Raw genomic sequence first — 16,762 nt, 5'->3', positions numbered from 1 at the left:
GGCTACAGGCCGAAACGGGCCGGCAGCCACAACGAAAACGCCGGCACGAGAATCAGCGCCACGAGGGCGGCGACCAGCACCAGCAGATATTTCACCATCGGCCGCGCTACGTGCCGGACTTCGGTACCCGTGATCGCGCAGGTCGTGAACAGGCCGAGTCCCACCGGCGGCGCGAACAGGCCGAGCCCCATCGCCACCACCACGACCGTGCCGAAATGCAGCGGGTTGATGCCGAGCTGCAGCGCGATCGGCGCAAGCAGCGGCCCGAAGATGATCAGCGCCGGCGCCCCCTCGAGCACCGCGCCGAACACGATCATGACCAGCGCCGCGAGCAACAGGAACATCGTCGCACCGTACTGATGGGCGAACGCGGTCATTGTGCCCGAGACCAGCGCCGGAATTTGCTCGATCGACAGCGCGAACGACACACTCGACGCCGCGGCCACGATGAACAGGATGCCGCCGGCCATCGACGCGGCACGCACGAACACGCGCCCGACCGAACGCCACGTCAGCTCGCGAAACGCGAGCCAGCCCGCCACGAGCGCATAGACCACCGCGAACGCGGACACTTCGGTCGACGTCGCGATCCCCGACGTCACGCCCTTGCCGATCATCGCGACCATCACCAGCGCGACCAGCGCGCCGCCCGCGAGCGGCAGCCACGCGCGGCGTTCCGTGAACACCGTCGAGACGTCGATCCTGCGCCCGGTGATCACCGTGACCACCGCGAGCGACGCGGCCAGCACCGCGGCCGGCACGATGCCCGCGACGAACAACCCGGCAATCGAGATGTTCGCGACGAAGCCCATGATGATCATGTTCACGCATGGCGGGATGGTCTCGGCCATCACCGCGCTGCACGCGAGCAGCGCAGCCGTTTCGTCGGGATCCTGGCGCGCACGGCGCACCGCCGGCATCACGACGCCGCCGACCGCCGCGATGTCGGCGAGCTTGGAGCCCGACACGCCGGAAAAGCAGGCCGTTGCGAGAATCACGATCAGCCCGAGCCCACCGCGCACGCGCCCGAAGACTCGCAGCAACAGCTCGACGAGGCGTGCGGACATGCCGTTCGATTCCATCAGCAGCCCGGCCAGCACGAAGAACGGCACGGCGAGCAGCACGAAGTGATCGGCACCGGCCATGACCTGCTGCGAATAGACGAGCAGCGGCAGCGTCGGGTCGGCCAGGAAATACAGCAGCGCCGAGAACGCGAGCACGAAGCCGATCGGCACGCCCAGCACGAGCCCGCCGACGAACCCGGCCGCCAGCAGCATGCCCGGCGCGATCGCGTGCGCCGGCACCAGCGCATTCCATCCGTACAGCGCGGCCGCGAACCCCGCGCAGCACGCGAGTGTGCCGGCTACCCGGCGGCGCGGCGCGTCGAGCGCGTTCGCCAGCGCGAACACGGTCATGAAGAGCGCGCCGAACATCATCGGATACACGTTGATCCAGCCCGGCAGCCCGCCCGGCGTCAACTGGTCGTATGAATCGGCAAGCAACTGGCATGACGACACCAGCAGGTTCAGCGAGACGCCCGCGACGATCCAGTGGCCGATCTGCACGAGCGCACCCTGCCAGCGCGCCGGAAACCAGCCGCGAAACAGGTCGATGCCGACGTGCTGGCTGCGCCCGAGCACCGTCGCCGCGCCGAAAAACACCAGCACGATCATCAGCGCACTCGCGACCTCTTCGGTCCAGTCGAGCGGGTCGTGCAGGAAATAGCGGCACACGACCGAAATGAACACGACGAGCACATCGACGGCCAGCACCGCCGCGGACACGTATTCGATCGCGCGCAGCATCGCGTCCAGCACACGCGCGACGCGGCGTGCCGGGCGGCCGGCGCCAGGCGCCGCCGCGGCGCCCGAAACGGAACAGGTCTCCATCGCTCAGCCCCGCCCGGCAGCGATCGCCGGAAACAGCGGCGCGGTCGCCGGATACTGCGTGGCGAATGCCGTATAGAGCCGGTCGTGCATCGTCTGCCGCAACGCCGCGCGCTCGGCCGCCGCCATCGGATGGAAGCTCATGCCGTGCTGCTTCAGCGCCTGCTCGGCCTGATCGGCCTTCTGCGCGGCAATCGCGCGCTGCTGCGCGGTTGCGTCGGCCACCGCGCGGTCGAACGCGGGGCGCAGGTTCGCCGGAATCCGGTCGAGCGCACGCCGCCCCATCACGACGGTCATCGCGGCAAACACGTGATGCGATTGCCAGCACGATTTCACCACTTCGTCGAACTTGCTCGCGAGCACCGTGGCCGGATCGTGCTCGAGCCCGTCGACGACGCCCGTCTGCACGGCCATGTACAGCTCGCCGAACGGAATCGGTGTCGGCACCGCCCCCATCGCCTTGAAGGTGTCCATGAATGCCGGCGTCGGCAGCACACGAAGCTTCGTGCCCTTCAGCCCCTGCAGCGCCAGCACGGGCTGCTTCGTGAACACGCAGCGCCCGCCGAAATGCGAGCCCCAGGTCAGCACCGAGCAGCCGGCGCGCTTTTGCAGCAGCGCATTCAGGCTTGCACCGACCGGGCCGTCGAGCACTTTCGCGACATGCGCATAGCTGTCGAACAGATAACCGAGATCCAGCATGCCGAGCTCCGGCGCCACCGTCGCCCAGATCGACGACCCCGCGATCATCATGTCGATCGCGCCGATCTTGACCTGCTGCGCGACATCGCTCTCCTTGCCGAGCTGGCTGTTCGGAAAGTAGTCGACCCGAATCGCGTCGCCGACACTCGCCTTCAGGTTCGCGGCAAGACGCTCGTACCACACGTAGTGCGCGGCATTCTGGTCGGCCGGCATCGACGACGAGCAACGCAGCGTCACGACCGGCTGCGCACGGGCGGCTTCCGGCAAGCCGCCCGCAGCCGCGAGCGTGGCGGCGGACACCGTCTGCAGAAAGCGCCGCCGGGTGTAGGTATTCATGGGCCGTCTCCTTTGCGATTGCGCCTCGCGACGCACTGTATCGATTTAGTGTATCGATACAGTAATACGACGACCGATGAGATAAAAATGAGGGTTTTCCCGTGACAAGGATGAAAACGGGGGATTCGGTCAGCCGAATTCCGGCCACGCTCGTTGCAAATCAAGGGGATTTCGGTCACTTCCGGATGAGCCGGAAATAATTCGAGCAGACACCTCGAATTGTCTGACGACAGACTTTTAACCCCGCATGCGGCGGGCGCTCGAGCGAGTCGCAACCCCGCCGCCGCCCCTATGCTCCCGCTTCGTCGGCGCTCTCGGTCAGAAACCGCTCGACCATCGCGTTGAACACCGGCAGCGCCGGGTTGTCGTTGTCCGCTCGCCAGGCGAGATACAGCTCGGCCGCCACGTCGGCGCCCGCCAGCGGCCGGAACACCACGCCGTCGACATGCAGTTCGCGCGCCGACGCCGGTACAAGTGCGGCGCCCAGCCCCGCTCGCACGAGGCCGAGGATCGTATGGGTCTGCCCGACGTAGTGCAGGTAGTTCGGCAACCGCCCCGCATTCGCGAACAGGCCCGAGATCAGGTCGTGGAAGTATTTCCCCTCGTTCGGCGAATACGCGATGAACGGCTGCCGGTCGAGCTCGTCGGGGCCGATGCGTTCGCACGCGGCGAGCGGTGCCCCCTCCGCGACCGCGACCAGCATCGGCTCGCGCTGCACGAGCCGGTATTCGAGCGGCTGGCGCGCGGCCCGCTGCCGCACGAAGCCCGCGTCGAGCATCCGCGACGCAAGCGCATCGATCTGCACGGTCGACACCATCTCGCGCAATTCGACGTCGACGTCCGGCAGCGCATGCGCGGCATGCGCGAGCAGCATCGGGATCATCCGGTACGCGCTGACCGCCGTGAAACCGAGCGTGATGCGGCCGGCGCCGCCGTGTGCGACGCGCTGCGCAGCCTGCTCGGCCCGCGCGGAGAATTCGAGGATGTGCCGCGCGTCGCGCAGGAACCGCTCGCCGGCCGCGGTCAGGCTGACCTGTCGGCTGCTGCGTTCGAACAACGCGATGCCAAGCGCATGCTCGAGCAGCTGGATCTGCCGGCTGAGCGGCGGCTGGGTCATGAAGAGCCGCCGGGCCGCGCGACCGAAATGCAGTTCCTCGGCGACCGCGACGAAGCAGCGAAGCTGGTGCAGTTCAATCATCCAATTCTTGAATCAATCGATAGTCTTTTGATGTTAGACGCATATTGATGCGATTTCTATACTCGGTTGCACCTGATGCGCGGCCCGCGCCGCGCACGCCGACCGAGACCTTCATGACCATCGACCTCCTGCTCACCCAGCCGCTCCCCGACGCCATCGACGCCGAACTGTCCGCCCGTTACGCAGTGCACCGGCTGTATGCGGCCGAGCAGCCGGACGCGTTGCTCGATCGCGTGGCCGCACGCATTCGCGGTGTCGTGACCGGCGGCGCGAACGGCCTGTCCGCCGCACTGATGGACCGGCTGCCCGCGCTCGAGATCGTCGCGATCAGCGGGATCGGCACCGACGCCGTCGATCTCGACCGCGCGGGGGCGCGCGGCATCCACGTGACGACGACGCCCGATGTGCTGACCGACGACGTCGCCGACATGGCGTTGGGCCTGATCCTGATGACGCTGCGCGACCTCGGCGCCGGCGAGCGCATCGTGCGCGCCGGCCGCTGGGGCAAGACGGCGCAGCCGCTCGCGACGCAGGTGACCGGCAAGCGGCTCGGCATCGTCGGGCTCGGCCGCGTCGGACGCGCGATCGCGCAGCGCGCGCAGGCGTTCCGGATGCCCGTCAGCTACTTCGGCCCGCGCGAGCATCGCGACAGCGGCTATCGCTTCGTGCCCGACCTCGCCGCGCTCGCGCGCGACAGCGACGTGCTCGTGATCGCGGCATCGGCCGATCACGGCAACGTGCTCGTAACTGCCGACGTACTCGCTGCGCTCGGCCCTCAAGGATTCCTGATCAATGTCGCGCGCGGCAAGCTGATCGATGAAGCCGCGCTGATTCGCGCGCTCGCCGACGGCACGATCGCCGGCGCCGGCCTCGACGTATTCGCGGACGAACCGCACGTGCCGGCCGCGCTGCTCGAGCTCGAGCGCGTCGTCGTGCAGCCGCACCGTGCGAGCGCAACCCGCGAAACGCGCGAAGAGATGGGCCGGATCGTGCTCGCCAACCTCGCCGCGTGCTTCGCGGGCCAGCGCCCGCCGACCAGCGTCACGCGCTGATCACAGCGCACCGCACGGCTGCCCCCCGTTACAACACCGGATGCCTCCGCACGACGGAGGCCAGGAGACACGCATGCCCAATCGATCCAGCGGCGCCGCCCTCGCCGCCTCACCCGCTTCGCCCGCCGCCTCGCGCACGATCGGCCGCGTCCGCTATGCGGTCCTCGCGCTGATTTTCGCGGTCACCGTCATCAACTATGCGGATCGCGCGACGATGTCGATCGCCGGCACCGGCGTCGCGCACGACCTCGGGCTGACGCCCGTGCAGCTCGGCATCGTCTTTTCCGCATTCGCGTGGGCCTATGCGATCGGCCAGATCCCGGGCGGCTGGCTGCTCGACCGCTTCGGCGCACGGCGCGTGTACGGCCTGAGCCTGCTGCTGTGGTCGGTCTTCACGATGCTGCAGGGTACGGTCGGCTGGCTCGCCGTGCAGGGCGCGGCCGCCACGCTCGCGCTGTTCGTCATGCGCTTCATGCTCGGCCTGGTCGAATCGCCGGCGTTCCCGGCCAACTCGAGAATCGTCGCGTGCTGGTTCCCGACTGCCGAACGCGGCACGGCATCCGCCCTGTTCAATTCCGCGCAGTACATGGCCGTCGTGCTGTTCACGCCCGCGATGGCATGGCTCACGCATGCGCTCGGCTGGGAGCACGTGTTCCTCTGGATGGGGATGCTCGGCATCGCGCTCGCCGTGCTGTGGTTCGCGTGGTATCGCGAGCCGCACGGCCACCCGCGCGTGAGCGACGCGGAGCGCGACTACCTGCGCGCGCACGGCGCGCTCGTCGATCTCGAAGCGAACCGCGTGCGCCATCGGCCGCGCGCATCGTGGCACGACGTGTCGCAGCTGTTTCGCCACCGCAACCTGTGGGCAATCTACATCGGCCAGTACTGCATCACGGCACTCACCTACTTCTTCATCACGTGGTTTCCGATCTATCTGATCAAGGGGCGCGGGATGACGATCATGGAGGCCGGCTGGGTCGCCGCACTGCCCGCGATCTGCGGCTTCACGGGCGGCGTGCTCGGCGGCGTCTTGTCGGACTGGCTGATCCGGCGCGGCATGCATCCGTCGAAGGCGCGCAAGACACCGTTCGTCGTGGGGATGGCGATGGCGACGCTGCTCGTGCTTGCGAACGGCGCATCGTCGAATGCGGTCGTGATCGCACTGATGACGATCGCGTTCTTCGGCAAGGGGCTCGCGGCGGTCGGCTGGGCCGTGCTCGCCGACACGGCGCCGGAAGGGATGGTCGGCCTGAGCGGCGGTGTGTTCAACGGCCTCGGCAACATCGCCGGGATCGTCACGCCGCTCGTGATCGGCTATTTCGTCGCCAGCACGGGTTCGTTCGCGGGCGCATTGTGGTTCGTCGCCGCGCACGGGCTGCTCGGCATTGCCGCCTACGGATGGCTCGCGGGGCGCTTCGAGCGGATTCGCATCGCGCCGCGCGCATGAACCTCGCCGCGGCCCGTGCGGTTCGCGCGGCGCGCGCCCGCGCGGGCCGTCAAGCGCGCTTGCGGCCGCCCGGCGTCTGTTCGGTCGTGAACCGGTCGAGTTCGCGCAGGTCGTTCTCCAGCGCAGGCGTGAGCGTCGTGCGCAGGTGGTCGAGGAACGTGCGGATCTTCGCGTCGAGATAGCGGCGCGTCGCGTAGACGGCATACACGCTCACCGTCTGCAGCCGGTACTCGGGCAGTACGCGAATCAGCCGCCCTTCGCGGATGTCGTCGAGCACCGTATACAGCGCGACGCACGCGATCCCGCGCCCGGCGCGCACCGCGACGCACAGCGCGTCCGGCACGTTGACCTGGAACGGCGCGGGCTGCAACTGGTAGACGGCCTCCTCGCCGTCACTGCGCTCGAGCCGCCATTCGCCGGCGGGCGATGCGGGCGTATCGAGGCGCAGGCACACGTGGTTCGGCAATTCGTCGGGCGACTGCGGCGTGCCGTGGCGCGCCAGGTATTCGCGCGATGCGACGAGCACGCTGCAGCTCGTGCCGCACGTCTGCGCAACATAGCCCGAATCGGGCAGCTGCGACGCCGTCACGATCGATACGTCATAGCCCTCCTCGACGAGATTCGGCATCCGCTGAGCGAGCGTCAGCTCGACCGACACGTCGGGGTTGTCCTCCTGGTAGCGGACGATCGACGACACGACATGACTCTGCCCGAGCCCCGTCATCGCATGGATGCGCATCTTGCCGCTCGGCCGCAGCAGTGCGTTGCGCGCCTCGGCATTCGCGTAGTCGATTTCCGCGAGGATCGATTTCGCGCGCTCGAAATAGCGTTCGCCGCTTTCGGTGAGACCGAGGTGGCGCGTCGTGCGATGCAGCAGCCGCGTCTGTACGTGCGCTTCGAGGTTCGATACCGCGCGCGACACCTGCGCGGTGGTCGCATCGATTTCCTTCGCGACCGCAGTAAAACTGCCGGCTTCGACAACGCGCACGAACAGGCGCATGTTTTCGAGCATGTCCATTGAATTGGCTTGGGGAGAGTCAGTGGGGAGGCGTCGGCAGCGCTCGCGTCAGGTGAGAAACGGAACGCAGCCGCGAACCACGTCGAATCGATCACCGTGCCGGGAGAAAGGCGGGAGAGCGGGCATCGCGTACGTGGTTCTGGCATGACGGGGGATTCAGTGGCCCGAATTGTACGCCGCTGCAGACAAATTTGCGCGCTCCCCCGGCCCGCAACCTTTCATCCGATGAAAGACTTTTGCAAACAACGTGCGTCGTGCACATGCAACGGCTTGATGCAACGCGACAATTTGTATCACAACGCGATATAATTCGCGGCTTGTCGCTGCGCGCATCCGCGCTGTCACTTTTACCGCTTACCGTTCATGTCGTCAGGCTCCCCTTCGTCGCGCCGCACGTTGCGCCAATGGCTGCACAGCTTCATTCCCCATCCGATGTCGCTGGGCTGGCGCGAGCGCCTGCGCTCGTGCACGGGCGCGCTCGTCGGCATCGCGACGGTCGGCGTGACGATGCGACTGCTGCCCGGCGTGCCGGGCCTCGTGCCGCTGCTCGTCGCACCGATGGGCGCGTCGGCCGTGCTGCTGTTCGCGGTGCCGGCGAGCCCGCTCGCGCAGCCGTGGTCGATCATCGGCGGCAATCTCGTCGCGGCGACGGTCGGTGTCGCGTGCGCCCAATGGATCGCCGATCCGATCACGGCCGCCGCGGTTGCGATCGCATGCGCGATCGGCGGCATGTTCGTGCTGCGCTGCGTGCACCCGCCGTCAGGCGCCGTCGCACTCACGGCCGTGGTGGGCGGCCCGGCGATTCATTCGCTCGGGTTCAGCTTCGTGCTGGAGCCGATCGCGCTGCAATCGGCGATCCTGCTCTCGGCCGCGCTCGCGTATCACGCGCTGACCGGGCACCGCTATCCGCACGGCGGCGTGCGTCCCGAAGCGAAACCGCAGACAGGCGGCGCCGCACCGGCGCGCGGCGGCTTCACGCGCGGCGACCTCGACGCGGTGCTGAAGCGCCGCGGCGAATGGCTCGACGTCGATCCGGACGATCTCGAATCGCTGCTGCGCGAAACCGAGATGCAGGCCTATACGCGCACGTTCGGCCAGCTCTCGTGCGCCGACCTGATGACGAAGAACGCCATTGAAGTCGCGCCGTCGACATCGGTGACGGCGGCCCTCACGCTGCTCGATCGTCATCGCGTGAAAGCGCTGCCCGTCGTCGACGGCGAAGGCCGCCTGACCGGCATCGTCACGCGCGCCGACCTCACGCGCCAGCTGCGCCGTCCGACCCCGCTGTGGCAACGCCTGTCCGCTCGGCTGCCGCAATCGTTCGGCGGCCAGCCGGCGAGCGTCGCCACCGTGATGACGCGCGACGTCGCGTGCGTACCGGAAACGATGCCGATCACCGCGCTCGTCCCGCTGTTTACGCATTCGGGCCACCACCACATTCCGGTCGTCGATGCGTCGCGCCGGCTCGTCGGGATCATTACTCAGACGGATCTCGTCACGGGCCTCTATCGCCAGACGCAGATGCGCGAGGCCGCGTAGCGCATGCCGCGCACGTAACCTCATGTAACAGCCATCACAACGCGGAATGCATTCATTCCGCCTGAATTCGGCCATTTATATCATGTTGTGATATATTTCTCGCTACCAAAACTGACCGTCCGACCGACCCCGATGAACGATACCCGACGCGCGCTGGCGAAAAGCGATTTCCAGCAACTGTCCGAGTTCCGCTACCAGATGCGCCGCTTCGAGCGCTTCTCCGAACGCGCCGCGCAAAGCGAAGGCGTGACGCCGCTGCAATACCTGCTGTTGCTGCACATCAAGGGCTATCCGCATCGCGAATGGGCAACCATCGGCGAACTCGCGGAACGCCTGCAGGCGCAGCATCACGGCGTCGTTGCGCTGGTCACGCGCTGCGAGGCGCTCGGCCTCGTGAAGCGCAAGACGAGCGAAGCGGATCGCCGCCAGGTCGAGGTCCACCTCGAGCACGCCGGCGAAACGCTGCTCGCGCGTCTCGCGGCCATGCATCGCGCCGAGCTGAAGTCGCTCAAGGACGCGTTCCAGGTTCCCCAGATCGATTACTGACCCTTGCTCTTTCCACTCCGATGAACGCACCACACAAACGCGATTTCGCGACCAACGACCGCCTGCCCAGGATCGCGTTGCTCGCCGCCGGGATCGGCCTGCTCAGCACGCTTGCCGCATTCGTGCTGTTGAGCCTGATCCACCTGTTCACGAACCTGTTCTTCTACCAGCAGTTCTCGTTCGCCGACCACTCGCCCGCGAACAACACGCTGGGCGCGTGGGTGATCGTCGTGCCGGTGATCGGCGGCCTGATCGTCGGGTTGATGGCGCGCTTCGGTTCGGAAAAGATCCGCGGCCACGGCATTCCCGAAGCGATCGAGGCGATCCTGTTCGGCAAGAGCCGCATGTCGCCGAAGGTTGCGATCCTCAAGCCGCTGTCGTCCGGCGTCGTGATCGGCAGCGGCGGCCCGTTCGGCGCCGAAGGCCCGATCATCATGACGGGTGGCGCGCTCGGCTCGCTGATCGCGCAGTGCGTGCACGTCACGGCCGCCGAGCGCAAGACGCTGCTCGTCGCCGGTGCGGCCGCCGGCATGACGGCCGTGTTCGGCACGCCGGTCGCCGCCGTGCTGCTCGCGGTCGAGCTGCTGCTGTTCGAATGGCGTCCGCGCAGTTTCCTGCCGGTCGCGCTCGCCTGCGCGGTGGCCGGTTTCGCCCGCGCCGTGTTCTTCGGCGTCGATCCGCTGTTTCCGCTGACCACGGCCGCACCGACACCCGTCGCGCTGCTGTCGTGCATCGTCGCGGGCCTGCTGTCGGGCATGCTCGCATGCGGCCTGTCGGCGGCGCTGTATCGTGTCGAGGACACCTTCGCGAAGCTGCCGGTGCACTGGATGTGGTGGCCCGCGCTCGGTGCCATCGTGATCGGTATCGGCGGCTGGCTCGAGCCGCGCGCGCTCGGTGTCGGCTACGACGTGATCGGCGACCTGCTGCACCAGCACATCGCTTTGAAGATCGCGCTCGCGCTGCTGATCGTGAAGGCCGTGATGTGGGTGATCGCGCTCGGCTCCGGCACGTCGGGTGGTGTGCTCGCCCCGCTGCTGATGCTTGGCGCCGGCCTCGGCACCGTGCTGTCGCCGATGCTGCCCGGCGGTGACCCGGCGCTGTGGCCGCTCGTGTGCATGGCCGCGACGCTCGGCGCCACGCTCGGCGCCCCGCTGACCGCGATCGTGTTCGCGTTCGGCCTCACGCACGACGCGAACGCACTGCTGCCGCTGCTCGCGGCGACGCTCGTCGCGCACGGCTTCGCGACCATCGTGATGAAGCGCTCGATCATGACGGAAAAGATCGCGCGCCGCGGTTATCACATCTATCGCGAATACGGCGTCGATCCGCTCGAGCGGCACGACATCGGCGAAGTGATGACGTCGGCCGACCGGCTCGTCGCGATCGACGGCGCGTCGACGCTCGATGCCGTCGAGTCGCAGTACTTCGGCGCGAAGCAGACGCACCGTGCGTACCCGGTCGTGCAGAACGGCCGCCTGCTCGGTCTCGTCGATCGTGCGACGCTCGACGCGCGGCGCGCGCAGGCCGCGGCCGACACGCCGATCTCGGGGGCATTCGCCGAGCGCGCGCCTGCTGTCGCGCAGGCGCACGAAACGTGCCGCGTCGTCGCGTCGCGACTCGCGATGCTCGGCCTCGAACGCCTGCCCGTCGTCGACGACGAGCAATCGATGCGCATCACGGGCATCGTGTCGCGCAGCGACCTGATCAAGCCCGCGCTCCAGCACTTCGACGACGAACAGAAGCGCGAACGCTTCCGCCCGATCGTCCCGGCCAACCTGCGCGACGCCGGCACGCGCAAGGCCGGCTGACCGACCACGCTGCGCGGCACGCTCGCCGCGCACGACCCGCTCGCTTCACCTCGCTGCACGATGCGGCACGCCCCTCGCGTGCCGCATCGCATTCCGCCGCTTCCCGTGTTTAAAGTTGGTTAACAATTCGACCGACGAAAGTTTGTCATCATGGTGCTCATGCGACGGGGCCATCAATCAGCCATTCCACTTCGCGATCAAAAAATGAGTTGCGGCACGGCATGCAGAGGCATGCCGCCCGCCGTGACCGTCACGTCACCACACGACCGGGCAGCGCGCCGACCACGCAACGCATGACGTCGTGCCGCACACGATGCATGCCGTGCCGCAGCAAAGTGCACTGCATCGGAGCCGCCGTTTGGCAAGCGCGTTAACAACTTGTTTCGGAATAGCCGGAACCGTGCTCGCCCGATGCAATCTCACTGTTACGCAGTCCTGCTGCGCATCCCACTCAATCAATCACGACTCGAGGGAGATAACGTGAACGCGAAATACTTACCGCTCATCGCATTGACCGTGGCATTTTCTGCTCATGCAGCCGATTCTGCCCTGCAAAACGTGGGACAAAGCCAGAAACCCGCCGACCAGGTCGCGCAGTGCATCGCCAAGACCTGGGCCGACAAGTCGCAGCAACAAGTGACGTCGCAGTACGAACTCGCGAACGGTCTCGCCATGGCCGTGTATGCGCCGGGCCAGCAGCCGCCGAATGGCGCTGCCGCCATCGTGCGCCCGGCTAACGCCGCCAATGCGAAAACCTGGGTGGGTTTCCGCGGTGGCGATGCATCGTCGGCCGGCGACATCAACGCCTGCCTGTAAAGAGAACAGGCGCTTCGGATGGCCCTGGCGCCATCCGCTTGCGACAAGCCCCGCTTCGGCGGGGCTTTTCTTTTGCTGCGCGCGGGCGTGTTACAGGTAGCTGCAGACGTAATCGAGCGTCTCGAGCACTTCGATGTCGAAGCGGCTCTTGCCCGGCACCGAGAACGATTCGCCGGCGCCGTAGGTCTGCCATTCGCTGCTGCCGTCGAGCTTCACGCGGCACTTGCCGGCCTGCACTTCCATCAATTCGGGGGCGTCCGTGCCGAAGTTGAGCGCGCACGGCAGGATCACGCCGAGCGTCTTGCGCGTGCCGTCCGGGAAGAGCACGGTATGCGACACGCACTTGCCGTCGAAATAGACGTTCGCGCGCTTGACGACCGATACGTTGTCGAATTGGGTTGCACTGGTCATGAAATGCCTCTGATTGCTGGATGCCGGGTGGCGATATTGTTGGAGGCCGGCCGGAGCGGCGGGCCGGCCGCTATGATACCGGCTCGCGCGGCATCGGCCCGAATAGGGTGCCCGCTGCGCAAGCCACGTGCCCGTCGAACGACGGCGAATCCGCACGGATAATAATCAGGATAGCGATGCAATGACGGTCGCCAACCGCGAGCACCGGTTCACCGCAGCCCCTTGCGTCGCGCGGAATCGCGCAGGCAGTCGAGCAGCATCGCCGCGGCCGGCGTCAGCGGGCTGTCGCGACGCGTGATGACCTGCACCGAGACGCCCGGCAACCGCTCGCGGATCGGCAGCACCGCGAGCTGGTCGCGCGCCCACTCGCCCTGCAGCAGTTGCTCGGGCATCGATGCGATCAGGTCGCAACCGGTCATCAGGCTGTGCGCGAGCCCGAAGCTCGGGCATTCGACGACGCGCGCCGGCACCGGCAGCCCGTAGGCGACGAACGAATTGAACAGCACCTGCGTCGAGCTTTCCGGCGACGGGTTCATCAGCCAGTCGGCCTCGACGAGATCGGCGAGCGACGTGGCCGACGCAAGCGGATGCCCCTTGCGGGCGACGATCAGCGACCGGCTCGCATAAAGCTCCGCGTGATCGAATTCGGCCGCCAGCAGTTCGGGCACGACGACGGCCACCGCGAAATCGAGCGAACCGTCGTGCAGGCGCGGCAGCGCGACACCCGGAAACCCTTCGATCAGGTTGACGCGCGCCACCGGGAAGCGGCGCCGGAACGCGCGAAACGCATCGGGCAGGATCGTCACCGCGGCGGCGGGCGTGATCGCCGCCGCGACGGAGCCCGTCATCGCGCCCTGTGCCTGCTCGATGTCGTCGCGGGCGCGCTGCATTTCGGCGACGATCAGCCGCGCACGCACCTGCAACTGCTGGCCGAACGCGGTGAGCTGCACGCCACGCGCGGTGCGCACGACGAGCGACACGCCGAGCGCGATCTCGAGCTCCTTGACCGCCTTCGTCAGCGCCGCCGGCGACACGTTCAGGCGCCGCGCGGCCGCACGAATGCTCCCCTCTTCCGCGACGGTGACGAACGCTTTCAGCTGATGGTATTTCATGGCGGCAACGCGTGATCCGTGGAAACCCTGTGCTGCGCGGCACACGCCGGCTCAGGGTATTCCCGAGCGGCAACCGGTGGTGAGCACCAAAGCAATTTATCAGCTTCTGGTACACAAAAGAAATTTATATGCTTGCTCGTCATATGTGCGTCAAACGCCCCACCTGCCCCACAGGAGACACCATGCTGCAAGCCGTGAACCCCGTCATCCCCGGTATCGCCGCGATCGCACCCGAGCTGGTCGAAGTGCGCCGCCGCATCCACGCTCACCCCGAGCTCGCGTTCGAGGAAACGCTCACGAGCGATCTCGTCGCCGAGCTGCTTGCCGGCTGGGGTTATGAAGTGCATCGCGGCATCGGCAAGACGGGTGTGGTCGGCGTGCTGCGCGAAGGGCAAGGCACGCGCACGGTCGGGCTGCGCGCCGACATGGATGCGCTGCCGCTCGCGGAGGCCACCGGCCTGCCGTACGCGAGCCGCCACGCGAACAAGATGCATGCGTGCGGCCACGACGGCCACACCGCGATGCTGCTGTGCGCGGCGCGCCACCTCGCGGCCACACGCCGGTTCTCCGGCACGCTGAACCTGATCTTCCAGCCGGCCGAGGAAAACTTCGGCGGCGCGAAGGCGATGATGGACGACGGCCTGTTCGACCGCTTCCCGTGCGACGCGATCTTCGCGATCCACAACATGCCGGGCCGCGCGGCCGGCGACATGGCCTTCCGCGCCGGTGCCGCGATGGCGTCGGCCGACCGCGTGACGATCACGCTGCGCGGCGTCGGCGGCCACGGCGCGATGCCGCATTTCGCGCGCGATCCGATGTCGGCCGCGGGCAGCATCATGGTTGCACTGCAGACGATCGTCGCACGCGAGGTCGATGCGCAGCATGCGGCCGTGATCACGGTCGGCAGCGTGCAGGCCGGCGAGACGTTCAACATCATTCCCGAAACCGTCACGATGAAGCTGTCGGTGCGCGCGCTGAACGCCGACGTACGCGCGCTGCTCGCGCGCCGCATCGAAGCGCTCGCGAAAGGCCAGGCGGAAAGCTTCGGCGTCACGGCGGAAGTCGACTACGACTACGGCTACCCGGTGCTCGTCAATCACGCGGAGCCGACCGCATTCGCGGCCGACATCGCGCGCCAGATGCTGGGCGCCGACCGCGTCGAAACCGACGCCGCACCGCTGATGGGCAGCGAGGATTTCGCGTTCATGCTCGAAGCGCGCCCCGGCTGCTATGCGTTCATCGGCAACGGGATCGGCAGCAAGGGCGGCTGCATGGTGCACAACCCCGGCTACGACTTCAACGACGACATCCTCGCGATCGGCGCGAGCTACTGGGTTCGCATCGCCGAAGCCTGGCTCGCGGCCTGACGGCCCTTCATCCCATCGTTTCGCGCCCACCGGGGGAGCCCCACATGGAAACGTCCGCCCTTTCGTTCGCCGGCACGCCGGTCGATGCACGCGCCGCCGCGAAGAAACGCCGGCTGATCGCGGCCGCCGCCGTCGGCAACGCGCTCGAGTTCTACGACTTCACGGTCTACAGCTTCTTCGCGATCCTGATCGGCAAGCTGTTCTTTCCCGTGCATTCGTCGTTCGGGCAATTGATGCTCGCGGTCGCGAGCTTCGGCGTCGGCTTCGTCACGCGCCCGCTCGGCGGGCTCGTGATCGGCATGTATGCCGACCGTGCCGGCCGCAAGAAGGCGATGATCCTCACGCTGCTGCTGATGGCGCTCGGCACCGCGACCATCGCGGTCGCGCCGACCTTCGCGCAGATCGGCCTCGCCGCACCGCTGCTGCTCGTGCTCGCGCGCCTGCTGCAAGGGTTCGCGTCGGGCGGCGAAGTCGGCGCGTCGACGACGCTGCTGCTCGAACAGGCGCCGCAGCATCGTCGCGGCTTCTACGCGTCGTTCCAGTTCTCGAGTCAGGGGCTCGCCGCACTCGCCGGTGCGCTGACCGGCGTCGCGCTGACGTCGACGCTGAATGCCGCGCAGCTCGAAAGCTGGGGCTGGCGCGTGCCGTTCATCATCGGCACGCTGTTCGTGCCGATCGGCTACTGGCTGCGCCGCACCGTCGAGGAAGTGCCGGCCTCCGCGCCCGCCGCTACACACGAGCCGGTCGCATCGCTGCCGCTCGCCGACGTGCTGCGCCATCACGGCAAGGCCGTGTTCGCGGGCCTCGGCGTGACGATCGGCGGCACGTCGATCCACTACATCATCGTGTTCTACATGGCGATCTACGGCGTGCAGGTGCTGCACCTGCCGACGTGGCTGTCGATGACGGCCGGCTGCGTCGCCGGTGCGATCCTGATGCTCGTGACGCCGATCGGCGGCCACCTGTCCGACGTCTACGGGCGCAACCGGATCGTCTGGTGGACGCGCATCGTGCTGATGGCCGCGATCTACCCGGCGTTCGTCGCGCTGAACCGCTGGCCGGGCGCCACGTCGCTGCTGTCGATCATCGCCGCGCTGTCGATCGTGCATGCAATCAACATCGGCGCGACGGGCGCGATGCTCGGCGAACTGTTCCCGCGTGCGGTGCGCGCGACCGGCGGCGCACTCGTGTACAGCATCGGCGTCGCGATCTTTGGCGGCTTCGCGCAGTTCTTCGTCACGTGGCTGATCGCGGCGACCGGCAACCCGAACGCACCCGCGTGGTACGCGATCGGCTGCGGCGCGATGACGTTGCTCGCCGTCCGCTGCATGGATGAAAAGGCCGGGAAGGCACTCGACTGACCCGCGGCTGATGCACGATGCGCGATTGACTTGGTGCGCGCGCATCGTGCATGATCGCTCCATGCGCTACATCACGACCTCCTCCTCGACCACGACGCGCACGACCGCCTTCGGCGGGCTCGTGCGGCGAGTGCGCGCAAGGTCGTAGCGCGATCCCTCACGGGCC

The 16,762-nt window shown here is 67.6% G+C and carries 15 protein-coding genes; 8 read left to right on the top strand and 7 right to left on the bottom strand.

Annotated elements, in window-relative coordinates; genetic code table 11:
• Window positions 1-2: 2 nt before the first annotated feature.
• The 4 genes from BDI24065_RS08605 to BDI24065_RS41350 all read right to left on the bottom strand — a co-directional run bounded on the left by BDI24065_RS08605 (window position 3) and on the right by BDI24065_RS41350 (window position 4,234).
• The gene (locus BDI24065_RS08605) at window positions 3-1,889 is read right to left on the bottom strand and encodes a TRAP transporter large permease (RefSeq protein ID WP_175030859.1); all 1,887 of its coding nucleotides are present in this window, start codon (window positions 1,887-1,889) and stop codon (window positions 3-5) included.
• 3 nt (window positions 1,890-1,892) lie between these two features.
• Window positions 1,893-2,921, bottom strand: a complete 1,029-nt coding sequence (locus tag BDI24065_RS08600) for a TRAP transporter substrate-binding protein (RefSeq protein WP_175030858.1) — start codon at window positions 2,919-2,921, stop codon at window positions 1,893-1,895.
• A 289-nt stretch (window positions 2,922-3,210) separates the two neighbouring features.
• The gene (locus BDI24065_RS08595) at window positions 3,211-4,119 is read right to left on the bottom strand and encodes a LysR substrate-binding domain-containing protein (RefSeq protein ID WP_175030857.1); all 909 of its coding nucleotides are present in this window, start codon (window positions 4,117-4,119) and stop codon (window positions 3,211-3,213) included.
• The gene (locus tag BDI24065_RS41350; RefSeq protein ID WP_302479452.1) at window positions 4,112-4,234 is read right to left on the bottom strand and encodes a hypothetical protein; all 123 of its coding nucleotides are present in this window, start codon (window positions 4,232-4,234) and stop codon (window positions 4,112-4,114) included. Before BDI24065_RS41350 ends, BDI24065_RS08595 begins: the two co-directional genes overlap by 8 nt.
• Here BDI24065_RS41350 and BDI24065_RS08590 point away from each other — a divergent pair.
• On the top strand, window positions 4,233-5,171 hold the full coding sequence (locus BDI24065_RS08590; RefSeq protein ID WP_175030856.1) for a 2-hydroxyacid dehydrogenase: 939 nt from the start codon (window positions 4,233-4,235) through the stop codon (window positions 5,169-5,171). The genes BDI24065_RS41350 and BDI24065_RS08590 overlap by 2 nt on opposite strands.
• A 73-nt stretch (window positions 5,172-5,244) precedes the next feature.
• Complete coding sequence (locus BDI24065_RS08585; protein ID WP_175030855.1) at window positions 5,245-6,618, top strand: MFS transporter; 1,374 nt, start codon at window positions 5,245-5,247, stop codon at window positions 6,616-6,618.
• 49 nt (window positions 6,619-6,667) lie between these two features.
• Here the strand turns inward: BDI24065_RS08585 and BDI24065_RS08580 are convergent, their stop codons facing one another.
• A complete protein-coding gene (locus BDI24065_RS08580) occupies window positions 6,668-7,636 on the bottom strand; it encodes a LysR family transcriptional regulator (protein WP_175030854.1) in 969 nt (322 codons plus the stop codon).
• Between the two features lie 363 nt (window positions 7,637-7,999).
• On the opposite strand from BDI24065_RS08580, the gene BDI24065_RS08575 reads away from it, so the two are divergent.
• The 4 genes from BDI24065_RS08575 (at window position 8,000) to BDI24065_RS08560 (ending at window position 12,345) form a co-directional block, all read left to right on the top strand.
• Window positions 8,000-9,175, top strand: coding sequence for an HPP family protein (locus tag BDI24065_RS08575; protein ID WP_175030853.1), 1,176 nt, complete (start codon window positions 8,000-8,002; stop codon window positions 9,173-9,175).
• Between the two features lie 132 nt (window positions 9,176-9,307).
• Window positions 9,308-9,721, top strand: a complete 414-nt coding sequence (locus BDI24065_RS08570) for a MarR family winged helix-turn-helix transcriptional regulator (protein WP_011354907.1) — start codon at window positions 9,308-9,310, stop codon at window positions 9,719-9,721.
• Window positions 9,722-9,741: 20 nt separating this feature from the next.
• Window positions 9,742-11,529, top strand: a complete 1,788-nt coding sequence (locus BDI24065_RS08565) for a chloride channel protein (RefSeq protein WP_175030852.1) — start codon at window positions 9,742-9,744, stop codon at window positions 11,527-11,529.
• A 480-nt stretch (window positions 11,530-12,009) separates the two neighbouring features.
• Window positions 12,010-12,345 carry a hypothetical protein gene (locus BDI24065_RS08560; protein ID WP_081436670.1) on the top strand — a complete coding sequence of 112 codons (336 nt, stop codon included), beginning with the start codon at window positions 12,010-12,012 and terminating at the stop codon, window positions 12,343-12,345.
• A gap of 90 nt (window positions 12,346-12,435) precedes the next feature.
• Here the strand turns inward: BDI24065_RS08560 and BDI24065_RS08555 are convergent, their stop codons facing one another.
• The gene (locus BDI24065_RS08555) at window positions 12,436-12,756 is read right to left on the bottom strand and encodes a pyrimidine/purine nucleoside phosphorylase (RefSeq protein ID WP_006478890.1); all 321 of its coding nucleotides are present in this window, start codon (window positions 12,754-12,756) and stop codon (window positions 12,436-12,438) included.
• Window positions 12,757-12,965: 209 nt separating this feature from the next.
• Window positions 12,966-13,868 (bottom strand): LysR substrate-binding domain-containing protein, encoded by a 903-nt coding sequence (locus BDI24065_RS08550; RefSeq protein ID WP_174918575.1) that lies wholly within the window; start codon window positions 13,866-13,868, stop codon window positions 12,966-12,968.
• Window positions 13,869-14,050: 182 nt separating this feature from the next.
• On the opposite strand from BDI24065_RS08550, the gene BDI24065_RS08545 reads away from it, so the two are divergent.
• Window positions 14,051-15,235 (top strand): M20 aminoacylase family protein, encoded by a 1,185-nt coding sequence (locus BDI24065_RS08545; RefSeq protein WP_175030851.1) that lies wholly within the window; start codon window positions 14,051-14,053, stop codon window positions 15,233-15,235.
• A 44-nt stretch (window positions 15,236-15,279) separates the two neighbouring features.
• Entirely contained in the window at window positions 15,280-16,596 is a 1,317-nt protein-coding gene (locus BDI24065_RS08540) for an MFS transporter (protein ID WP_175030850.1), read from the top strand.
• Window positions 16,597-16,762 lie beyond the last annotated feature (166 nt).

This window comes from Burkholderia lata (genome assembly GCF_902499025.1).
Taxonomy (GTDB): domain Bacteria; phylum Pseudomonadota; class Gammaproteobacteria; order Burkholderiales; family Burkholderiaceae; genus Burkholderia; species Burkholderia lata_C.
Note: the sequence above shows the minus strand (reverse complement) of the source record. Positions and strands in the feature narration are given on the sequence as shown.

Excerpts from the sequence above, each read along its gene's own strand:
- BDI24065_RS08605 (WP_175030859.1), bottom strand. The coding sequence starts at position 1,889 with ATGGAGACCTGTTCCGTTTCGGGCGCCGCGGCGGCGCCTGGCGCCGGC.
- BDI24065_RS08600 (WP_175030858.1), bottom strand. The coding sequence starts at position 2,921 with ATGAATACCTACACCCGGCGGCGCTTTCTGCAGACGGTGTCCGCCGCC.
- BDI24065_RS08595 (WP_175030857.1), bottom strand. The coding sequence starts at position 4,119 with ATGATTGAACTGCACCAGCTTCGCTGCTTCGTCGCGGTCGCCGAGGAA.
- BDI24065_RS08590 (WP_175030856.1), top strand. The coding sequence starts at position 4,233 with ATGACCATCGACCTCCTGCTCACCCAGCCGCTCCCCGACGCCATCGAC.
- BDI24065_RS41350 (WP_302479452.1), bottom strand. The coding sequence starts at position 4,234 with ATGAAGGTCTCGGTCGGCGTGCGCGGCGCGGGCCGCGCATCAGGTGCA.
- BDI24065_RS08585 (WP_175030855.1), top strand. The coding sequence starts at position 5,245 with ATGCCCAATCGATCCAGCGGCGCCGCCCTCGCCGCCTCACCCGCTTCG.
- BDI24065_RS08580 (WP_175030854.1), bottom strand. The coding sequence starts at position 7,636 with ATGGACATGCTCGAAAACATGCGCCTGTTCGTGCGCGTTGTCGAAGCC.
- BDI24065_RS08575 (WP_175030853.1), top strand. The coding sequence starts at position 8,000 with ATGTCGTCAGGCTCCCCTTCGTCGCGCCGCACGTTGCGCCAATGGCTG.
- BDI24065_RS08570 (WP_011354907.1), top strand. The coding sequence starts at position 9,308 with ATGAACGATACCCGACGCGCGCTGGCGAAAAGCGATTTCCAGCAACTG.
- BDI24065_RS08565 (WP_175030852.1), top strand. The coding sequence starts at position 9,742 with ATGAACGCACCACACAAACGCGATTTCGCGACCAACGACCGCCTGCCC.
- BDI24065_RS08555 (WP_006478890.1), bottom strand. The coding sequence starts at position 12,756 with ATGACCAGTGCAACCCAATTCGACAACGTATCGGTCGTCAAGCGCGCG.
- BDI24065_RS08550 (WP_174918575.1), bottom strand. The coding sequence starts at position 13,868 with ATGAAATACCATCAGCTGAAAGCGTTCGTCACCGTCGCGGAAGAGGGG.
- BDI24065_RS08545 (WP_175030851.1), top strand. The coding sequence starts at position 14,051 with ATGCTGCAAGCCGTGAACCCCGTCATCCCCGGTATCGCCGCGATCGCA.
- BDI24065_RS08540 (WP_175030850.1), top strand. The coding sequence starts at position 15,280 with ATGGAAACGTCCGCCCTTTCGTTCGCCGGCACGCCGGTCGATGCACGC.